Annotated in this window: 13 protein-coding genes; 6 read left to right on the top strand and 7 right to left on the bottom strand. The window is 64.9% G+C overall.

The features are described from left to right. Positions 1-27: 27 nt before the first annotated feature. The 4 genes from WBQ44_RS03735 to sthA form a co-directional block, all read right to left on the bottom strand. Entirely contained in the window at positions 28-2,538 is a 2,511-nt protein-coding gene (locus tag WBQ44_RS03735) for a DEAD/DEAH box helicase (protein WP_495565390.1), read from the bottom strand. Between the two features lie 81 nt (positions 2,539-2,619). Beyond that, the gene (locus WBQ44_RS03730) at positions 2,620-3,657 is read right to left on the bottom strand and encodes an alpha/beta fold hydrolase (RefSeq protein WP_495565389.1); all 1,038 of its coding nucleotides are present in this window, start codon (positions 3,655-3,657) and stop codon (positions 2,620-2,622) included. Positions 3,658-3,886: 229 nt separating this feature from the next. After that, entirely contained in the window at positions 3,887-4,861 is a 975-nt protein-coding gene (locus WBQ44_RS03725) for a proteasome assembly chaperone family protein (RefSeq protein ID WP_495565388.1), read from the bottom strand. A gap of 182 nt (positions 4,862-5,043) precedes the next feature. After that, the gene (gene sthA / locus WBQ44_RS03720) at positions 5,044-6,459 is read right to left on the bottom strand and encodes a Si-specific NAD(P)(+) transhydrogenase (RefSeq protein WP_495565387.1); all 1,416 of its coding nucleotides are present in this window, start codon (positions 6,457-6,459) and stop codon (positions 5,044-5,046) included. Between the two features lie 156 nt (positions 6,460-6,615). Here sthA and WBQ44_RS03715 point away from each other — a divergent pair, with 156 nt between their 5' ends. From WBQ44_RS03715 to WBQ44_RS03700, 4 genes are all read left to right on the top strand, one after another. Further along, complete coding sequence (locus tag WBQ44_RS03715; protein WP_495565386.1) at positions 6,616-7,701, top strand: S-(hydroxymethyl)mycothiol dehydrogenase; 1,086 nt, start codon at positions 6,616-6,618, stop codon at positions 7,699-7,701. Further along, positions 7,698-8,330 carry an MBL fold metallo-hydrolase gene (locus WBQ44_RS03710; RefSeq protein ID WP_495565385.1) on the top strand — a complete coding sequence of 211 codons (633 nt, stop codon included), beginning with the start codon at positions 7,698-7,700 and terminating at the stop codon, positions 8,328-8,330. Before WBQ44_RS03715 ends, WBQ44_RS03710 begins: the two co-directional genes overlap by 4 nt. Positions 8,331-8,582: 252 nt before the next feature. Continuing rightward, entirely contained in the window at positions 8,583-9,254 is a 672-nt protein-coding gene (locus WBQ44_RS03705) for a sensor domain-containing protein (protein WP_495565394.1), read from the top strand. A 139-nt stretch (positions 9,255-9,393) separates the two neighbouring features. Next, entirely contained in the window at positions 9,394-10,524 is a 1,131-nt protein-coding gene (locus WBQ44_RS03700; protein ID WP_495565384.1) for a DUF4192 domain-containing protein, read from the top strand. Positions 10,525-10,531: 7 nt separating this feature from the next. On the opposite strand, the gene galE is transcribed toward WBQ44_RS03700, so the two are convergent. Together galE and WBQ44_RS03690 are read right to left on the bottom strand one after the other, a co-directional pair. Then, a complete protein-coding gene (gene galE / locus WBQ44_RS03695; RefSeq protein ID WP_495565383.1) occupies positions 10,532-11,521 on the bottom strand; it encodes a UDP-glucose 4-epimerase GalE in 990 nt (329 codons plus the stop codon). A gap of 127 nt (positions 11,522-11,648) precedes the next feature. After that, positions 11,649-12,335 (bottom strand): iron-dependent transcriptional repressor DtxR, encoded by a 687-nt coding sequence (locus tag WBQ44_RS03690; RefSeq protein WP_495565382.1) that lies wholly within the window; start codon positions 12,333-12,335, stop codon positions 11,649-11,651. A 161-nt stretch (positions 12,336-12,496) separates the two neighbouring features. On the opposite strand from WBQ44_RS03690, the gene WBQ44_RS03685 reads away from it, so the two are divergent. Together WBQ44_RS03685 and WBQ44_RS03680 are read left to right on the top strand one after the other, a co-directional pair. Beyond that, positions 12,497-13,768: an acetoin utilization protein AcuC gene (locus WBQ44_RS03685; protein WP_495565381.1), complete on the top strand. Its 1,272-nt coding sequence runs from the start codon at positions 12,497-12,499 to the stop codon at positions 13,766-13,768. Then, positions 13,761-16,445, top strand: a complete 2,685-nt coding sequence (locus WBQ44_RS03680) for a bifunctional acetate--CoA ligase family protein/GNAT family N-acetyltransferase (protein ID WP_495565380.1) — start codon at positions 13,761-13,763, stop codon at positions 16,443-16,445. Before WBQ44_RS03685 ends, WBQ44_RS03680 begins: the two co-directional genes overlap by 8 nt. A 125-nt stretch (positions 16,446-16,570) precedes the next feature. Here the strand turns inward: WBQ44_RS03680 and WBQ44_RS03675 are convergent, their stop codons facing one another. Further along, the gene (locus WBQ44_RS03675) at positions 16,571-17,542 is read right to left on the bottom strand and encodes a sigma-70 family RNA polymerase sigma factor (RefSeq protein ID WP_495565379.1); all 972 of its coding nucleotides are present in this window, start codon (positions 17,540-17,542) and stop codon (positions 16,571-16,573) included. Between the last annotated feature and the right edge of the window lie 56 nt (positions 17,543-17,598).

Genomic DNA, 17,598 nt, shown 5'->3' with positions numbered 1-17,598 from the left:
CTTTTGGCGCACGGGTGCGTCAGCGCATCAGCCGGCTGTGACGGTGAGATCGTCGAACACGATCTCGCCGAGTGCATTCGACTCGTCGAGGTCGATGGTGGCCGTCAAATACCACCCTTGGTCGCCGTCCGGATCTTCGATGATCTGACGCGCCGTCGTTTGTTCCCGACCCACGGTGAGTTCGAACAATGCAGGGCCGCGGGCCGATGGGCCGATACCGATCTGGCCGTACTCCTCGAAGTAGGGTTCGAATTCGGCCTCCCAGTCGGGACCGTCGTCGAGTTCGTCCAACGCATCCCACCGCTGCGCCGCCGCGAGTTCGATGCGCTTGAAGATTGCGTTGCGCACGAGAACCCGGAAAGCCCGCGGGTTGGCGGAGATCGGCCTGGGTGTGTCGCCGCCGTATGCTTCCGGTTTGGCCTCTGGCTCCTCACCGGGGTCGGTCAAATTCTCCCATTCGTCGAGCAGGCTCGAATCCACCTGCCGGACGAGCTCGCCGAGCCACTCGGTGATGTCCTGGACCTCCTCGGTCCGTGCTTCCGGCGGTACCGTCTGACGCAGGGCGCGGTAGGCATCGGCCAGATAGCGCAGTACCAAACCCTCCGACCTGGTCAGGCCGTAGTGGCTGATCAACTCCGCGAAGGTCATCGACCGTTCGATCATGTCTCGAACCACCGATTTCGGCGACAGCGCCACTTCGGTCAACCACGGATGGCCGCCGCGGTAGATCTCGAAAGCCGGAACGAGAAGCTCTTCGAGCGGTTTTGGCCACGTCACTTCCTCGAGCAGTTCCATGCGTTCGTCGTACTCGATACCGTCGGCCTTCATCTGCTGCACGGCCTCACCGCGCGCGGCGTGCTGCTGCGCCATCAAGATCTGCCGAGGATCGTCCAGGGTCGACTCGATGATCGACACCACGTCCAGTGCATGCGTCGGCGATTCCGCATCGAGGAGCTCGAACGAAGCCAGTGCGAACGTGGAGAGAGGTTGATTGAGTGCGAAGTTCGGCTGAAGGTCGACGGTGAGGCGCGCGTACCTGCCGTCAGCATCCGGCTCGGACAGTTGTTCGACGATACCGGCCGCAACCAGCCCGCGGTACAGGGTGATCGCGCGGAGGATGTGCCCGCGCTGCGCCGGGCGAGTTTCGTGATTGTCCTCGAGCAGATGCCGCATGGCAGTGAAGCAGTTGCCGGGGCGGGCGATGACGTTGAGCAGCATCGCGTTGTTGACCGAGAAGCGCGACACCAGCGATTCCGGGCTGGCGGCAACTATCCGCTCGAACGTCGGTTCACCCCAGGACACGAATCCGTCCGGCGCCTTCTTGCGCTGCACACGCTTGAGCTTCTTCGGATCGTCGCCGGCCTTCGCGACGAGGCGGGCGTTTTCGATGTCGTGCTCGGGCGCTTCGACGACGACGGTGCCGAGGGTGTCGTACCCTGCGCGACCCGCCCGGCCGGCGATCTGGTGGAACTCACGGGCGCGGAGTTTTCGTGTTCGGATGCCGTCGTACTTCGTCAGGCCCGTGAACAGCACCGTTCTGATGGGCACGTTGATACCGACTCCGAGGGTGTCGGTGCCGCAGATCACTTTGAGAAGCCCGTCCTGGGCGAGCTTCTCCACCAGGCGGCGGTACTTCGGCAGCATGCCTGCGTGATGGACGCCGATGCCGTGCCGGACGAGGCGGGAGAGGGTTTTGCCGAAGCCGGTGGTGAAACGGAACTGGCCGATCGCGTCGGCGATCCGCTGCTTCTCTTCTTTGGACGCGACGTTGACGCTGGTGAGCGCTTGCGCGCGTTCGAGTGCAGCAGCTTGGGTGAAATGCACGACGTACACCGGCGCGAGGTGCGTACTGACCAGTTCTTCGATGGTCTCGCTGACAGGAGTGGTCACGTACGAGAACATCAGCGGAACGGGGCGTTCGGAACCGGACACGACGGTGGTGGGACGGCCGGTACGACGAGTGAGGTCGTCACGAAAGAACGACACGTCACCGAGCGTCGCCGACATCAGGAGGAACTGGGCGTTCGGCAACTCGATCAACGGGACCTGCCACGCCCACCCGCGGTCGGGTTCGGAGTAGTAGTGGAACTCGTCCATCACGACCTGCCCGATGTCGGAGTTCGCCCCCTGCCGCAGCGCAAGGTTGGCGACGATCTCCGCAGTGGCGCAGATGATCGGGGCTCCCGAGTTGACCGATGCGTCTCCGGTCATCATCCCGACGTTCTGTGCTCCGAAAATGTCGCACAGTGCGAAGAACTTCTCGCTGACGAGCGCCTTGATAGGGGCCGTGTAGAACGTGCGTCGACCGGCTGCCAGCGCAGCGAAGTGCGCACCGACCGCCACCATCGACTTGCCCGAACCCGTCGGCGTCGCCAGGATGACGTTCGAGCCGGACACCAGTTCGATGAGTGCTTCTTCCTGAGCCGGGTACAACGTCAGCCCGCGTTCGGCCGTCCAGGATGTGAATACATCGAACAACTCGTCCGGGTCCTGGCTCTTACCGGTAGACGGGGCGGGAACGAGTTCGGAGAGCAGCACGACTACAGGTTATGGGGCGAGTGGCTACCTGGCACCATCGACGGGGCGTCGGCTCACTTTGCCTCAGGCGCGAAGTCTCGCTCAGGTGGCGCTGCGCTCGTCCGACCCCATCGCGCCCAGGACTGCAAGCCGGGTGCTGGCGTTACCGGTGATGGTGTCTTCGCCGACACCGTTGATCAACAGGTTGCGCCACCGGGCCTCCTCGAAGTCCAGTGCCGGTGTCGAGGCGGCGAAGTCCTCGACCACCTGAAGGAAACGCATCGGGTCGTCGCGGAACGGAAAGTGGCCCGATCTACCGAACACGGTGAGCTGCGAACCGGGCATCGCGGCGTGCGCGAGGTGCGCATGGCTGACCGGTATCACCGAGTCCTGATCTCCCCACACCAGCAGAACGGGTAGGTGCTCGGTGAGGTAACAGCGGTCGAGCATGGTGACGACCTGCCCGCGCCAATCGACCACGGCACGCAGGGTGCGCAGGTACGCCTCGTGAGCCGTGGGATCGGGAAGCCCGCTGAGAATACGCACCAGATCCGGCGTGTCGTGAAGCATGGCTCCTGGGCGCAGCGGCGATCCGTTGAGCTTGGCGATCAGGTTTCCTGCGAACTTCACCGCCGGCAGTGCTCCCGGTAGACGCAGCAGCTTGACCGCTTCACTGGCCAGCGGAAGCGAGGCGAGCCGCAGCAATGGATGCACATCTTTGGTGACGCCACCGGACGAGACCAGAACCAGACGGTCGACCATGTGCGGGAACTGGTACGAGAACTGCATGGCGACGCCCCCGCCGAGCGAGTGGCCGACCACCGTGACGTGCTCGACGCCGAGGACGGACAACAGATCGCGCATGCCGTTCGCGTAAGCGGCCACCGAGTAGTCGGCGCGGGGCTTGTCCGATTGTCCGTGGCCCAGCAGGTCGGGTGCGATGACCGTGAAGTTGCGCGCGAGATGGGGGATCACTTCGTTCCACGTCTCGGAGTTGTCTCCGATGCCGTGCACCAGCAGTAGCGCGGGGCCCTGGCCTACCATCCGAAACGCTCGGCGGTAGCCGTGCACCGTGCGGTACATCAGCCGCGGCGTGGCGTCGGGGACCGGACGTAGTGTGCGCGTGCGTGGATTGCTCATGGTGCTCCTGTCCCTCGGTCGCTTTCCGGGCCCGGCAATCGTCAGCCATGACTCTTGCACGTGTGCGGGGGATCGGCGACCGATGGATGCGTATCGCTCTGTTACAGCTTCGTTTCGTTCGTCGCAGGCCACGGCCCGAGCTACCGCCTCGGTCCGCGTTGCAGTCTCGGCAAGCGAAAGCGGGGGTGCGCATGGATGCCATGCGAACCCCCGCTCACCGTGCGGTCACTCAGGTCGTCGGATCGGTGTCCTCGGGCGTACCACCGGAAGCGGCGTCCGGTCCGGCGTCGAATCCGCCCTGTTCGGCGAGGAACCTCTCGAATTCCGCGCCCAGCTCGTCACCGCTCGGCAGACTCTCGTCCTTGGCCAACAGCGTCGACTGCTGCTCCTGCGCTGCGACGTAAGTGTCGTACTGACGCTCGAGTGCATGCACGACGGACTGAACTTCTTCGTTACCCGTGATGTGCTCGTCGACCTGTTCCTTCACCCTCGCTGCAGCTTGTCCGAGCGCCACGAGCGGAAGATCGAGGCCCCCGGCCTCACCGACGTTCTCGAGAAGCGTCTGCGCTGCGCCCGGGTAATCCGTTTGCGCGAGGTAGTGCGGAACGTGCACCGAAAAGCCCATCGATTCGTGTCCGTGCTGTGCCATTCGCAGCTCGAGAAGCGACGATGCACTGCCCGGAATCTGCAGCTCGCCCGACCAACTCTGCTCCTCGGGCACCAGTTCCTTGTTGGAGGAGTGGGCGGTGACGCCGAGCGGACGGGTGTGCGGAATTGCCATCGGTATCGAACCCAGTCCGATGGTTCGGCGAACACCGAGCTGCTCCGCGAGTAGACGCACCGCCGTGGTGAACTTCTCCCAGCGCAGATCGGGTTCCATACCCGCCAGAAGCAGGAACGGGGTGCCCGCGTTGTCCCTGACGGCGTAGAGATTGAGTTCCGGCGCGTCGTAATCGGAGAAATGATCCGACTTGAACGTCATGGTGGGGCGCCGCGAGCGATAGTCGATGAGTTCGTCGACGGCGAACGACGCCACCAGCTCGCTCTCCAATGTATCCCTCAGGTGCTTCGTTGCCAGGGCGACAGCATGCCCGGCGTCGGAAAAGCCCTCGAGTCCGTGGACCAGAACCGGGCCCTGCCCGTCACTGGACGATATCTGCGGCGCCGGAAACTCCAGCTCGTACATGCTCGACTTCTCGTCCATACCGGACCCCTTTCGTAGATTCGCCCACGACGGAAACCGTCGCCGAGGCCGAAACCGACTTCAGGCAAGAATACCCGCGTATGCGCGGGCAAAAAGCACACTGCGGATCGGTCCGACACCTTCTCCAGGGTGAACACCGACAGGTGCGTCGTACATTCCCGTGCAGGTAGGGACGGCCGATGTCAGCGCGCGAAACTCTCCAGTGCGCGGATCTTGTTCGTGACGTCGAGGGCAGCGACCTTGTAGGCCTCCGACAGGGTCGGATAGTTGAACACGGCGTCGACCAGGTAGTCGACGGTACCTCCGCACCCCATGACCGCCTGCCCGATGTGAATGAGATCCGTCGCGCCCGACCCGAAGATGTGAACACCGAGGAGGGAGAGGTCGTCCGTCGAGACGAGCAGTTTGAGCATTCCGTACGAATCCCCGCCGATCTGACCGCGGGCCAGTTCGCGGTAACGGGAAACTCCGACCTCGTACGGCACCGACCCCTTGGTCAGTTCCACCTCGGTGCGGCCGACGTAGGACACCTCGGGAATCGAGTAGATTCCGATCGGTTGAAGATCCATCAGTCCCTTGCTCGGCTCGCCGAACGCGTGATAGGCCGCCAGCCGCCCCTGGTCCATCGACGTAGCCGCAAGCGCGGGAAACCCGATCACATCGCCCACCGCGTAGATGTGGTCGACCTTCGTCTGGAAATTGTCGTCGACGAAGATTCGCCCACGCGCGTCCGCTTCGAGTCCGGCGTTCTCGAGCGCGAGATCGTTCGTCGAGCCCTGGCGTCCGGCCGAGTACATCACCGTCTCCGCTGGGATTCGCTTACCGCTTGCGAGAGTCGTGATCGTGCCCGACGGGCCGACATCCACGGCCGTCACGGCTTCGCCGAATCTGAACGTGACGGCCAGATCGCGTAGATGGAACAGAAGTGACTCGACGATCTCCCGGTCGCAGAAATCGAGCATGGTCTCGCGCTTCTCGACGACGGTCACCTTCGTTCCCAGTGCCGCGAACATCGAGGCGTACTCGATACCGATTACGCCCGCCCCGACGACGACCATCGAGGACGGAATGAATGCCAGGTCGAGGATGCCGTCCGAATCGAGCACTCGATAGTCGTCGAACGCCACGTCGGCAGGTCTGGCCGGAGTGGTGCCGGTGGCGATGACGATGTTCTTCGCTGTCACCGTCACGCGCTCGCCGCGGGTGGCGTCGTCGACGACAACGGTATTCGGGCCGTCGAATCGTGCTGTCCCAGTAATCAGTTCGATTCGATTGCGCAGTAGCTGAGACCGCACGACCTCGATCTCCTTGCCGATCACGTGCGTCGTCCGGGCGAGTAGATCGGCGGGCGTGATGTTGGCTTTGACCCGGTACCCGGCGCCGTACAACTCGCGTTGGTTCATGCCGGTGAGGTACAGCACGGCCTCGCGGAGAGTTTTCGACGGAATGGTGCCGGTGTTGACGCATACACCTCCGAGCATTTTCCCCTTCTCCACCACCGCGACTCGTTTGCCGAGCTTCGCGGCAGCAATAGCTGCCTTCTGGCCACCCGGGCCGGACCCGATCACGACAAGGTCGAATTCCATCGCAACAGACATGGGCTTATCGATACGCGGTCCACGCGACGTCCTCGTGCCGCCAGGGTCACGACCGCATGAACACCCGACACCGGCCCGGGTGCGCATGTGGCTACCCGTGCATCGGTTGTGGGAGTCTTCAAGTAAGTGGACAAACGATTCGAGTGTGGAGGAACTATGCCGCAGCAGGTGCGTGCTGTCGTCGCGAAGGCGAAGGGTGAGCCGGTGTCGATCGAGGAGGTCACGATTCCGGATCCGGGGCCTTTCGATGTGGTGGTGAAGATTTCCGCGTGCGGTGTCTGCCACACCGATTTGCATTACCGCGAGGGTGGGATCAACGACGAGTTCCCGTTCCTGCTCGGGCACGAGGCCGCGGGCACGGTGGAGACGGTGGGGGAGGCTGTGACGCATGTCGAGGTCGGCGATTTCGTGGTGCTGAACTGGCGTGCGGTGTGTGGGCAGTGCCGGGCCTGCCGGAAGGGTAAGCCGTGGTACTGCTTCGATACGCACAATGCGTCGAAGAAGATGACGCTGGCGGATGGGACGGAACTCTCGCCTGCGTTGGGGATCGGTGCGTTCGCGGACAAGACGTTGGTGCACGAGGGGCAGTGCACAAAGGTGAACCCGGCGTCGGATCCGGCGGTGGTGGGGTTGCTCGGGTGCGGGGTGATGGCCGGTTTGGGTGCGGCGATGAACACCGGCAACGTTGCACGGGGTGATTCGGTCGCGGTCATCGGGTGCGGCGGTGTGGGGGACGCGGCGATCGCGGGTGCGCGATTGGCGGGGGCTACGACGATCATCGCGGTCGATCGGGACAAGGGCAAGCTCGAGTGGGCTCGTGATCTCGGAGCCACGCATACTGTCGATGCGTCGTCGGTGGATGCGGTAGAGGCTGTGCAGGAGCTCACCGGTGGTTTCGGCGCAGACGTGGTGATCGACGCGGTGGGTCGTCCGGAGACGTGGAAGCAGGCGTTCTATGCGCGTGATCTCGCCGGAACGGTGGTGTTGGTGGGAGTGCCGACGCCGGAAATGACGCTCGAGATGCCACTGATCGATTTCTTCTCTCGAGGTGGGTCGTTGAAGTCGTCGTGGTACGGCGATTGCCTGCCCGAGCGTGATTTCCCGATGTTGGTCGATCTTTACGAACAGGGCCGGTTGCCGCTGGAGAAGTTCGTGAGCGAGCGTATCGGTATCGAGGACATCGAGTCGGCGTTCGAGAAGATGCATCAGGGTTCGGTGCTGCGTTCGGTGGTCGAGCTGTGAGTGCGAACTTGCGGGTGGAGAGGGTTGTGACGTCGGGGACGTTCGCGCTCGATGGTGGTGAGTGGGATGTCGACAACAACATTTGGTTGATCGGTGACGATTCGGAGGTCGTGATCGTCGACGCTGCACACACCGCGCAGCCGATCATCGATGCGGTCGCCGGACGCAACGTCGTGGCAGTGGTCTGTACGCACGGTCACAACGATCACGTGACGGTGGCGCCGGAGCTTGCGCGCGAACTCGACGCCCCGGTATTACTGCACCCGGCCGACGAGATGTTGTGGGAGCAGACGCATCCCGGTGTCGGCCACGGCGGGCTGGAGGACGGCCAACGGATCTCCGTGGGGGGGACGGAGTTGCTGGCGCTGCACACTCCAGGGCACTCTCCGGGGTCGACGTGCCTGTATCTGCCCGAGGCGCGGCAGTTGTTTTCAGGCGACACTCTGTTCTCGGGCGGCCCGGGGGCGACGGGTAGGTCGTTCTCCGATTTCCCGACCATCATCGGCTCCATCCGAGACCGGTTGTTCGCGCTGCCGCCGGAGACAAGGGTGAACACCGGCCACGGGGACGGGACCAGCATCGGCGACGAGTCACCGCATCTGGAGGAATGGATCAGACAGGGAAGCTGACGGGCTCCGACAGGCAAGCTGACGGGCTCCGCCCGGGAAGCTGACGGGCTCCGCCCGGGAAGCTGACGGGCTCCGCCCGGGCACCTCGGCGGGCGAGCCTAACGGCCGGTCCCACTTACGAATGAGAGGGTGGAGCCGGCCGTTTTGTTGTCGTATCCGACTGGAGGACCTCCTGTGCAGCGCCGATCCGCACCGCGCAACCATTCCATTCCGCTCGGCGCCCCCTTTCTGCTCGGCGCCGCAGGTGCGGCGATGATCCTCGTGGCCGGGTGCAGCGCCGAGGTGACGGGTACGCCCGAGGCCACGGGTGGCGGCGCGTCGGATACCACCGCCCCAGGGGGCTCGTCGTCTGCTCCGCAATCCGGCAACGATCTCGGCGCGCTGCTGGTCGACCCATCAGTGTTTCCCTCGCCCTACGAGGCGATCGTCCTACCACCACAGGCCATCGCACAGGCATCACCGGATCTCACCGGAATCCCGGCCGGCGCCGAGGTGTCGCCTCCCGGCTGCAAGCCGGCGGACGTCACGCCGGGCGACGCCGCGCTGATCGTCGGGACCGACAACGCCAACCGCGCAACCATCTCCGTCGAGTTGACCTCGGTGACCGAGCCCCTGTCGGCACGTGAGGATCAGCTGGGCGAATGCGCGGAGGTCGAAGCAACCAAATCCGGTGCGACAGCCGTCATTCGATCCACGATCACCCCTGCTCCGCCGATCGCTGCGGACGACACACTTGCGGTACGTCAAACCGTGTCCTCCGGCCAAGGAACCGAGTCGGTAATCCAGTCGATGTTGACGCTGATGGCCCAGGTGGAAGACGTACGAATCTCCGCCACCTACATGTCGTTCGATGCAAACACGCCCGACGCCGCGACCCTCGACGAGGTGTTCACCGCAGCGGTGCAGAAGGTGAAGGCGGGCTAGCACACGGCTACGACGACTGGGCGGCGTCGTTCGTCACCGAACACCGATTGTCCACAGGCTCATTTGTCTGTCCACAGGCTTCCTGGACTCCCAGGTCGCCGACCGCGAACCGGTTGGACCTGTCGGCAGTCTCTCCGTCATGACGACTCATCCGGAAACACACTCCTCGCTCCCGCCGTCCGAGCGCATCGCGGGCTCAGGCGCACTTCTGGCTGCAGTGCCCGCCCTCCTGGGCTTCATCCCGCATCGTTCGCTGATACTGCTGTGCCTCGAGGGAGCGGGCCTCGCTCGCCCGACCGTCGGCACCGTGATGCGTCACGACCTCGGCCTGGGCGGCGGCGACGACGGCAGTGGGTTCGGGCGCACGGTGACTCGGCAGATGGCGGACGTCATCGAGCAGTTCTGCGGTATCTGCGCACGTGACGGGGTACGCATGGCCGTGGCCTTGATCGTCGACGATCGCGCATCCGCCACGGTGGCCGGTACAGCCGTCGATCCGAGGTTCCGCGCTGTCGCCCGACAGCTGAGCGCAGGACTTCGAACTCGGGGCACGATACTGACGCAGGCGTTCCTGACTTCCGAGATGGTCCGCGGCGCAGCGTGGGTCACGCTGACGGGACCCGCCGAGCGCGGCATGCTCCCCAGCCCGGACACCTCGCCGGTGACTCTTGCGTACATGGTCGAGGGCCGAGGGATACACGCCTCACGAGAGACGCTGGTCGACGTTCTACGACCGCTCGACACGTGCCCAGAGGTGACGAAGCGACTACGCGATGCCCGGTCGGGAAGTCCGAACACGGACCGCGAGCGACTCGAGAACATCATGGACCGCCTGACTCACTGGGCCTCGGCGCCGTCCGACCGGCCGGCTCCGATAGAACTCGGTCCGCAGGACCTTGCGGAGTTCGGGGTCTCGCTCACCCACATCGTGGTGCGCGACGCCCTGCTCGCGCTTGCTCTCACCGAACTCGCGGACATCGCCGAACGACTGTGGACCTATATGATGCGTCGACTGCCCGCACCGGAACGGGCCTGTGCTGCAACGCTTCTGGCTTTCACCGCCTACGCGCGAGGTGAGGGACCATTGGCTGCGGTCGCCGTCGAGATCGCACTGGACGCCGACGGCAGCTACTCGTTGGCACGGTTGCTCGAACGATCGTTGCTCGCCGGCGCGCGGCCCGAGATGATTCGAGAAGTGGCATCGAGCGGCTACGCGGTAGCGGAACTGTGCGGGGTTCGACTACCGCCGCCGCTCGACCGAAACCTCTGACCGTCCGTCAGGCCTTGCGTGCGGCCGCATGGGATCGGTCACCGAGGTTCTGTAGGTACGTCCACGCGTCGGACACGATGACGTCCAGGTCGGTGAACTTCGGTGTCCAACCCAGGTCGGCAATCGCGCGCTCGCTGGAGGCGATGAGCACAGCGGGGTCTCCGGCGCGTCGAGGAGCCTCCTCGACGGTGATCGGTAGTCCCGTCACACGCTTGCAGGCATCGATGACCTGGTGAACCGAAAAGCCGGTGCCACTACCGAGATTGTAAATACGGTGACTGCCGGGCAGGGAGGACTCGAGCGCGAGGATGTGCGCCTCCGCCAAATCGGCGACGTGAATGTAATCGCGCACCGCGGTGCCGTCGGCCGTCGGCCAATCGGTACCGAAGACCGAGATCTTGTCCCGCTGGCCGAGGGCGGTCTGCAGAACCAACGGAATGAGATGAGTTTCGACGACCCTGTTCTCGCCGAACTCACGATAGGCGCCGGCCACGTTGAAGTACCGAAGGCTCGTGGCGGCCAGTCCGTAAGCGTCGGCGTACGAGGTGATCGCGTGGTCGATGGCCAGTTTGGTTGCACCGTAAGGATTGGTCGGCGCTGTGGGCATCGCTTCGGTGATGGGCGTGCGTTCGGGCTCGCCGTACGTTGCTGCGGTGGAGGAGAACACCAACCGCGGAGTGTTCGACTCATGCATCGCGTCGAGCAGAGCAAGGGTGGTGACCACGTTGCCCGACCAGTATTTGGCCGGCGCGACAACCGATTCGCCGACGAGCGACTGTGCCGCGAAATGAAGGACTCCGTCGAACCCCCCTTCGTTCAACACCGAATGGGCAACATCCCTGATGTCTCCCTCGACGAACGTCGCACCGGGCGGTACCGCATCGCGGTTGCCGGTGGACAGATCGTCGACGACGACGACCTCGTGACCGCGGTCGACCAGAACGGCCGCACACACACTGCCAACGTAACCGGCGCCGCCGGTAACCAAAAGCTTCACTCGTTCGTCTCCTCGTCGAAGCCGCACCCCCGCGCTCAGCCATGCTCAGCGCCGAACCGGTGCAGACAGATCGGAGAGGTCGCTGGTAGGCGACCTCTCCTGCTGCTTGTCGTTCTTTCGGCGTCTGTCAGACGCGCTTGACCTGAACGGCGTGTGCCATCTCTTCCGCGATGTCGACGCCACCGTGGCCCGGCACCGTGATGGTGACCGTTCCCGGCTTGGCCTCGACCGTGACGCGCGCGTCAGGAACGACGCCGGCGTCACGCAGCTGCGAGATCACCTCGGGATCGGACTGCACGTGCTCGGCGAGTCGACGCACGACCACCGCGGTGGTTTGACCGTGCGGTAGATCCGTCAGGCGAACCAGATCTTCCGGTGCCGAGGCGGGCTGACCGAGGCCGAGCTCGGCCAGACCGGGAATCGGGTTGCCGTACGGGGAGGTGGTCGGATTGTTGAGTACGGCGACCAGCCGACGTTCGACCTCCTCGCTCATGACGTGCTCCCACCGGCAGGCTTCGGCATGCACGTCTTCCCATCGCAGACCGATGACGTCGACCAGCAGTCGCTCCGCGAGTCGATGTTTGCGCATGACCGCAACAGCGAGACTGCGACCCTTCTCGGTCAGCTCCAGATGGCGGTCACCCGCGACCGACAACAGCCCGTCGCGTTCCATTCGAGCAACGGTCTGACTGACGGTCGGGCCACTCTGTTCGAGGCGTTCTGCAATACGTGCCCGCAAGGGAACGACGCCTTCTTCTTCCAAATCGTAGATCGTCCGGAGGTACATCTCCGTGGTGTCGACCAGATCCTTCACACTCAACCCCTTCGTCGCAGTCGATTCTACCGTTGATCGGCTCATATCGGCGCCGCAGCCCAACCCGCCGCACCACCTGTCCGATCTACTCACCGGTAACCCTTGGGCGCCGCGTCGCCGATGCTCGCACGACGCAGTCACGCCAAGTAGCGTTGGTTTTCATGGCAGACCGGGCGACGCACTCGCCACCCAGGAATCCGGTGGCAGGCGACGATATCGTCGTCTGGAGTGCCGAATATCTCTCGTACAGGTGGAGCGACGACCACCCGATGAACCCGACACGTCTCGACCTGACGATGTCGCTGGCCCGTCAGCTCGGCGTTCTGGACGGAATCGAGCTCACCTCGCCGCAGGCCGCGCCGGACGAGGAACTGCTTCGCATCCACACTCCCGCCTACATCGAGGCCGTGAAGCGGGCACCGGGGAAGGGTCGGTCGATCCTTCAGCCCGATCAGGTGGAGCACGGTCTGGGCTCGGAGGACAATCCCGTGTTCGAGCACATGCACGAGGCAAGTGCCATGCTCACCGGAGGTTCGCTCACCGCCGCACGAGAGATCGCGGCCGGTCGGGCGCGACGCGCGGTCAGCATCGGCGGCGGCATGCACCACGCCATGTCGGATTGGGCGTCGGGTTTCTGCGTGTACAACGACGCGGCCGTGGCCATCTCGTGGTTGCTGGACAACGGGTTCGACCGTATCGCGTACATTGACGTGGACGCGCATCACGGCGACGGCGTCCAACATGCTTTTTTGAACGATCCACGGGTGCTGACAGTGTCGTTGCATCAGCACCCGGCGACGTTGTGGCCCAACACCGGTTGGTCGACCGAAGTGGGTTCGGGCGCAGCGGAGGGCACCTCGATCAACTTGCCGCTGCTGCCCGGTACCGGAGACCGGTTGTGGTTGCGCGCCTTTCACGCCGTGGTACCCGGCGCCATCGGAGCCTTCAGGCCGCAGATCATCGTCAGCCAATGCGGCGTCGACAGCCATCGGGAGGATCCGCTCGCAGACCTCGCGTTGACGGTCGACGGTCAGAACGCGGCGTTCCTGGCAATGCGCGCACTTGCAGACGAGCACGCGGAGGGTCGGTGGCTGGCTGTCGGCGGTGGAGGCTACGGACTCGTTCGAGTCGTTCCCCGCGCGTGGACGCATCTGATCGCCGCCGCCCTCGGGCGCGACATCGATCCGCTGGTTCCGGTACCGGAGAGCTGGCGTGAGCAGGTGCGCGCAATGGCCCCCAGTATCGACCTTCCACAGGTGATGGGCGACGGCGGCGACATCGACTATCCCCCGTGGGACGGTCCCGGTGGTGCGGTCGAGGGCAGTACGGCGGCGGCCGATCGCGCTCTCGAACGGGTCGACTCGGCGATCATCGCCACCAGACGCGCCAGTTTCCCGCTGCTCGGACTCGATCCGGAGGATCCACGTGACTGATTCCGAACCCACAGCCAAGGACCGTGAGCGCCTGAAGGCCGAGACGTCGTTCCCGAAACACTGGGTCGCCGATGTTCTTGCGTCGGACGGGGGCGTCGTCCATCTGCGACCGATCGTCCCTTCGGACGCCGATGCCCTGGTCACTTTTCACGGTCGGCTGTCCGAACGCACCCGCTACCTGAGGTACTTCGGTCCGTACCCGACGATGCCTCAGCGCGACGTACTGAACTTCACGACGGTCGACCACCATACGCGGGTGGCGTTCGTCGCCATCCTCGGCGACGACATCATCGCCGTCGGACGCTACGAACGTCTTCCCGAGGGCGACGGGAATTCGGCCGAGGTGGCGTTCGTCGTCGCGGATGCGCATCAGGGCCGCGGTCTGGGCCCGATCCTGCTCGAACACCTTGCGGGCGCCGCGGCGGAGAACGGCGTGTCGATGTTCGTGGCCGAGGTGCTCGCGGAGAACCGCAACATGGTCACCGTCTTCCGCGAAGCCGGCTACCAGGTTTCGCGGAGCTACGAGGGCGGCGTCCTCCGGCTCGAATTCGCCATCGACCCGAGCGAGGCGCTGGTGTCGGTACGCAATTCACGCGAGCGCGCGGCCGAGGCCCGCAGCGTCCGCAATGTGCTGAGTCCGTCTTCGGTGGCCGTCATCGGCGCGTCGACGGACAGCTCCAAGGTAGGCAATGCCGTTCTGGCGAACCTGCTGGCCGGTGGTTTTACCGGCCCGGTGTACCCGGTCAACGCCGACCATCGATCGGTGCGCGGCGTCCGCGCCTACCGGACCGTGCACGACATTCCCGATCCCGTGGATCTGGCGATCGCGGCGGTGCCGGCCGAGGCGATCGACGAGGTACTCGACGACTGTCTCGACAAGGGCGTCAAAGCGCTCGTCGTCGTGTCCGGTGGCTTCGGTGAAACCGGTCCTGAAGGACAGGAGAACGAACGCAGGCTGGTCCACGCTGCCCGCGCGCACGGTATGCGGTTGGTCGGCCCCAATGCTCTGGGAGTAGCCAACACCGACCCCGAGTTCGCATTGAACGCCACGTTGGCTCCGGCTCTGCCGATGCCCGGTCACGTCGGATTCTTCTGCCAGTCCGGTGCGCTGGGCATTGCCATCCTCGACCAGGCCGCGAAGCGCAGCCTCGGGTTCTCGACGTTCGTCTCCGCCGGCAACAGGGCCGACGTATCGGGCAACGATCTGCTCCAATACTGGGATTCCGATCCCGCCACCGAAGTCGTTCTGCTCTACCTGGAGAGCTTCGGCAATCCCCGCAAGTTCACCCGCATCGCGCGGCGTGTAGCGCGCTCCAAACCGATCGTGGCGGTCAAGAGTGGACGCGGCGCTGTGCCCCCCGCCCTGGCAACCGGCCCCGATATCGACGACTCCATCGTGAAAGCCCTGTTCGCCCAGGCCGGTGTCATTCAGGTCGACACGATCGCTCAGCTCTTCGACTGCGCGATTTTGTTCGGGTATCAGCCCCTCCCGACCGGCCCCCGCGTCGCCGTCGTCGGCAACTCCACTGCCCTCGGCGTCCTCGCGGTCGACGCTGCCCGTGCCGAGGGACTTCATGCCGGCGCACCCATCGACGTGGGCCCGCAGGCGGGGCCCGACGAGTTCGCCGCAGCGGTGTCGGGAGCACTCGAGGCAGGCGACGTCGACTCGGTCATCGTCGTGTTCGTGCCTCCGGTGGCGGTGACCGTCGAACCGTTCGCGGAAGCCCTCGGCAACGCGGTCCGCGGCGCCGACAAACCGGTGCTGACGACATTCCTTGCCACTGAGGGCATTCCGGATGTCCTCGCCGTCCGCGGCGAGCAGGGGCAACCGGTCCGCGGGTCCGTCCCGTCATACTCGAGCCCGGAACGAGCTGTCACGGCACTGGCGAAAGCGTGGCGGTATTCGGCGTGGCGCAGCCGGCCGGCGTCAGCGCCGCTGCGGCCGAACGGTATCGACTCCGAGCGCGCAGGTGCGTTGGTGCGGGAGTGGGCGCCGATCGACCATCAGAGGTGGCTGACGGACTTCGAAGCTGCGGAGCTGTTGTCGTGCTACGGCATTCACGTCGTCGAGTTCCGTGCCGTGACGGACGAGGACGAGGCGGTCGCGTCGGCCGAAGAATTGGGCTACCCCGTTGCGATGAAGGCGACGGGGGAGCAGTGGAGACACCGACCCGATCTCGGTGGCGTTCGACTCGATCTGGCGAGCGCCGACGCTGTGCGAATCGCCTACCGAACATTGGCAGCGGACTCGGGCGAGCCTCTGTTGCACGTGCAGAAGATGGCGACGAAGGGCATCGGCTGTGTGGTCCGTGTGCAGGACGACCCGTCGTTCGGCTCGCTGATCTCGTTCGGTCTCGCCGGTGTGATCTCGGATCTCCTCGGCGATCGCGCGTACCGTGTGCTGCCGCTGACCGAGGACGAGGCAACCGAACTGATCGACGCCCCCAAGGCGGCGCCGTTGCTGTCGGGGTATCGAAATGCCGTGCCGGTCAACAAGAGTGCGCTCGTCGACTTGGTTCAGCGGGTGTCGGCGATGGCCGACGACATCCCGGAGATACGCGAATTGGCGTGCGAGCCGGTCCTCGCATCGGCGGACGGTGCGCAGATCACCGACGCGAGGCTGCGGCTCGGCCCCGAACCCAGCCTGAACGATCTCGGGCCGCGCAGACTGCGCTAGCCGAGGGTCGACAGTTTCAAGCGGCAGCCGAACCGGGTCCCAAGAGGGGGGAGGACTACCGGTTCGGCCACCACGTGGGGTGACTCAGTAGGAGGGCGACACTACTGGTCCACCTGTTCTGGGGGTCAGCTCGCGTACGAACGGAGCTTTTCTGCGCGGTCGCCTTGACGCAGCTTGACCATGACCTCTCGCTCGATCTGGCGGACACGCTCACGCGAGAGCCCGAACAGCTTCCCGATCTGATCGAGAGTGCGCGGCTGGCCGTCGTCGAGACCGTAGCGAAGACGGATGACCTGCTGCTCACGCTCGTCGAGAGTGGCGAGAACTGTACGCACGTCGCTGTGCAGGAGACCGGCGATGACCGCGTTCTCCGCGGACGTCGCCTCCGAATCCTCGATGAAGTCGCCGAGCGGTGCTTCCTCGTCGCTGCCGACCGGCATGTCGAGGCTTACCGGGTCGCGGCTGTGGTCGAGCAGATCTGCGATCTTCTCGGCCGGGATACCGGACTCGGTGGCCAGCTCGTCGTCCGTTGCCTCACGACCGAGCTGCTGGTGAAGTTCCCTCTTGATGCGAGCCAGCTTGTTGACCTGCTCGACCAGGTGGACAGGAAGCCGGATGGTGCGGGACTGATCTGCCATGCCGCGTGTAATGGCCTGACGGATCCACCACGTGGCGTACGTCGAGAACTTGAAGCCCTTGGCGTAATCGAACTTCTCCATTGCGCGGATCAACCCGAGGTTGCCCTCCTGGATCAGGTCGAGCAACGGCATGCCGCGGCCGGTGTAGCGCTTGGCCAGCGACACCACGAGGCGAAGGTTGGCTTCCAACAGGTGGCTACGGGCTGCACTTCCGTCGCGCACGATGATGGCAAGGTTTCGCTTCTTCACGGCGGTGAGCCGCTTGGTGTTCTCCAGCACGTTCTTCGCGTAGAGCCCAGCTTCGATTCGCTTGGCGAGATCGACCTCTTCGTCGGCGGTCAGCAGGGCGGTGCGACCGATTCCGTTGAGGTAGACGCGAACAAGGTCTGCGGCCGGGCTCTGGGCGTCGAGATCGGCATTGCTGGGGCGCGGGCGGGTCGTGGTGCTGGGGCTGGTCATGACTTGCCTCCTGATCGGTGGTGTCTCATAAAGCTCAACGTTCGGGAGAGTTCGAA

Source organism: Rhodococcus sp. (in: high G+C Gram-positive bacteria) (assembly GCF_049591685.1).
Classification (GTDB): domain Bacteria; phylum Actinomycetota; class Actinomycetes; order Mycobacteriales; family Mycobacteriaceae; genus Rhodococcoides.
The sequence above is the reverse complement of the archived record's forward strand: the minus strand, read 5'-3'. Positions and strand labels throughout refer to the sequence as shown.